Origin of the sequence: Pseudokineococcus sp. 1T1Z-3 (assembly GCF_037482365.1) — a bacterium.
GTDB lineage: Bacteria > Actinomycetota > Actinomycetes > Actinomycetales > Quadrisphaeraceae > Pseudokineococcus.
In genome coordinates this window covers 1-2791 of record NZ_JBBHZF010000046.1, presented here as the reverse complement: position 1 = coordinate 2791, position 2791 = coordinate 1, and the positions used below count along the sequence as shown (strand labels likewise).

The following is a 2791-nucleotide window of genomic DNA, read 5'->3' as shown; positions in this document are numbered from 1 at the left end:
AGCCGCACGAGCTCGCCGGCGATCTCCTTGACCGCGCGGCGGGCCCGGCTCTTGGTCTTGGCCCAGTCCCCGCCACCCATCTTGTTGAGCGGCGGGTCCTCCCCGCCCACGTATCGCGTGACCTGGTCGAGGGTGTCCGTCGGCACGAAGAGCCGGTCGCCGGGCTGGCCGCGCTTGCTCGGGGCGTACTCGATGACGAGGTACTCCCGCGTCGAGCCCGCGAGCGTCCGCTGGATCATCTCGACGAAGCGGCCGACGCCGTGCTGCTCGTGGACGACCGGGTCGCCCGGGCGCAGCTGCAGGGGGTCCACCTGCTTCTTGCGCCGGCTCGGCAGCCGCTGCATGTCCTTCGTCGAGCTCGGGCCGCTGCGTCCGAGCACGTCGGCCTCGGTGAGCACGGCCAGGCGCAGCCCCTCCGCGACGAAGCCGGCCGTCCCGGCGCCCGTCGTCACGTGCACGACGCCGGGCTCGGGCGCCTCGTCCAGGCTCGCCACCCGGCGGGCGGGCACGTCGGCGTCGCGCAGCACCTCGGCCAGGCGGTCGGCCGAGCCGGGCCCCTCGGCCGTGACGAGCAGGCGCCAGCCGTCGCGGGCGTGGGAGCGCACGTCCTCCAGCGTCGTCGTCACGTCGCCCGAGAAGGAGCGGGTGTCGCGCGCGGCCAGGCGCAGCGTGACGCCGCCGGTGTCGTCCTGGCTGCCGGCGCGCCCCTCCTCGGCGAGGCTCTCGTCGCTGCCGAAGGCCGTGAGCGACCACCACGGGTGCCCACCCGCCAGCGCCGCGCCGCGGGCCACCGCCAGGGGCAGGAAGCTCGCCGAGGACAGGTCGACGGGCGTGGCCGCGCCGGCGGCGGCGTTGGACCACGCCGCGGCGAGGAACTCCTCCGTCGTCGCCACGAGGTCGTGGGCGCGCGCCCGCACCCGCTCGGGGTCCAGGAGGACGACGTGGGCGCCGTCCGGCAGCAGCTCGGTCAGCGGCTGCATGCCGTCGACGAGAGCGGGGGCCAGGGACTCCATGCCCTCGACCGCGACCCCCGCGGCGATCTTGTCGAGCATGTCGACGGCGCCGGGCAGGGACTCCTTGAGCGCCTCGGCGCGGGCCCGCACGGCCGCGGTGAGCAGCACCTCGCGGCACGGCGGCGCCCACAGGCCCTCAGGCACCACCTCGAGGGAGCGCTGGTCGGCGACGGCGAACTCGCGGACCTCCTCGACCTCGTCACCGAACAGCTCGACCCGCAGCGGGTGGTCGCGTGTGGGCGGGAAGACGTCGACGATCCCGCCGCGGACGGCGAAGTCCCCGCGCCGCTCGACCATGTCGACCCGGCTGTAGGCCGCGCCCGCCAGGCCCTCGACGAGCTCGTCGAGGTCGACGGTGTCACCGGCCGACAGCCGCACCGGCCGCAGCTCGCCGAGGCCCCGCACCACCGGCTGCAGCACGGCGCGCACCGGGGCGACGACGACGCGCACCGGCCCGTCCGGCGCCCCCTCGGGGCCCGGGTGGGCCAGCCGGCGGAAGACGGCCAGGCGCTTGCCGACGGTGTCGCTGCGGGGGGACAGCCGCTCGTGCGGCAGCGTCTCCCACGCCGGCAGCTCGGCCACCGAGCCGGCGGGCAGGTAGCAGCGCAGCGCCGCGGCGAGCTCCTCGGCGGCCCGGCCGGTCGCGGTGACCGCGAGCAGCGGGCGCCGGGCGGCCAGCTCGGCGACGACGGCGGGTCGCGTCCCGGCGGGGGCGGTGAGGTCGAGCACCTCGGTCACGCCCTCGGCGGCGGCCTCCGTCGCGGAGGCCAGCGCCGGGTCGGTGCGCAGGACGTCGAGCAGGCCGGACAGGCTCATGGGCTCCTCGGAGCGGGGTGGGGACGGAGCGGGAGGGGCGGAGATCTGGGTACGCCCATGACGCCCAGCCCTCGCGACGAGCCTGCGCGAGACAGGCGCGCCAACGGTACGCCGTGACGACGGCCCGGGCGTCCTCGCCGGCTCACGACGAGGACGCCCGGCCCCTCGCGTCGCGAGGGGCCGGGCGTCCGACGTCGACCAGACGGTCGTCACTGCACGACGACAGCCTCCAGCTGGGCCACCCGCGCCGTCGCGGGCGAGCCGCTGCCCGAGACGTACAGCAGGAACCCGATACCACCCGGCGCCTGGAGCACCGCCGCCGAGTCGCTCGCCTGCGCCGTCCACCCGGAGGGCTCGGGCGTGCCCGCCGGCCAGACCTTGACCGCAGCGTCCGTCGTCCCCTGGCCCGTCACCCGGAACCGCACCTCGAGCGGCTGGTCGTTCGCGGCGGTCGCCCCCGGGACGACGGCGTGGGACATGACCGTCTCACGCCCGTCCACCCGGCTGACGAGGTAGACGACCACCCGTCCGTCGGCCTGGTAGCGGATCTTGGCGCGGTAGTCGTCGCGTGCCGACACCTGGCGGCCGATGACCGAGAAGTAGGTGCCGCCCCCGGTCGGCGTCGTGTCGACCGACGTCGTGAGCAGCAGCTCGGTGCTCGTCGAGCTGACGCCCGGCAGGGACGTCGAGCGGTTGACGCCGACGCGCTCGGAGAAGATCCGCCCCCGGCCGCCCTCGACGCTGAAGCTGCTGGCCGTCCCGGAGGTCGTCCAGGCCCCGCCGGTGGCCGCCGAGCCCCAGCCGGACGTCACCGCACGCTCGAAGTCGTCGGAGGCGAGCACGGTCGGCCCCTCTGGCTCCTGCGGCTCGGCGGGACCCTGCTCGTCGGGCTCGTCCGGCTCGGGCTCCGGCTCGGGCGCCGGAGGCAGCGGCGCGACGACCTCGACCGTGCGCGTCGCGCG

General features: G+C 76.6%; 1 protein-coding gene and 1 pseudogene. Both read right to left on the bottom strand.

Annotated elements, in window-relative coordinates:
• Positions 1 to 1829, bottom strand: a 1829-nt coding sequence (locus tag WDV86_RS16080; protein WP_339568665.1) for a CarD family transcriptional regulator, incomplete at its 3' end; no start/stop codon positions are given.
• A gap of 209 nt (positions 1830 to 2038) precedes the next feature.
• Positions 2039 to 2791: pseudogene (locus WDV86_RS16075) on the bottom strand (hypothetical protein); the annotation flags it as partial.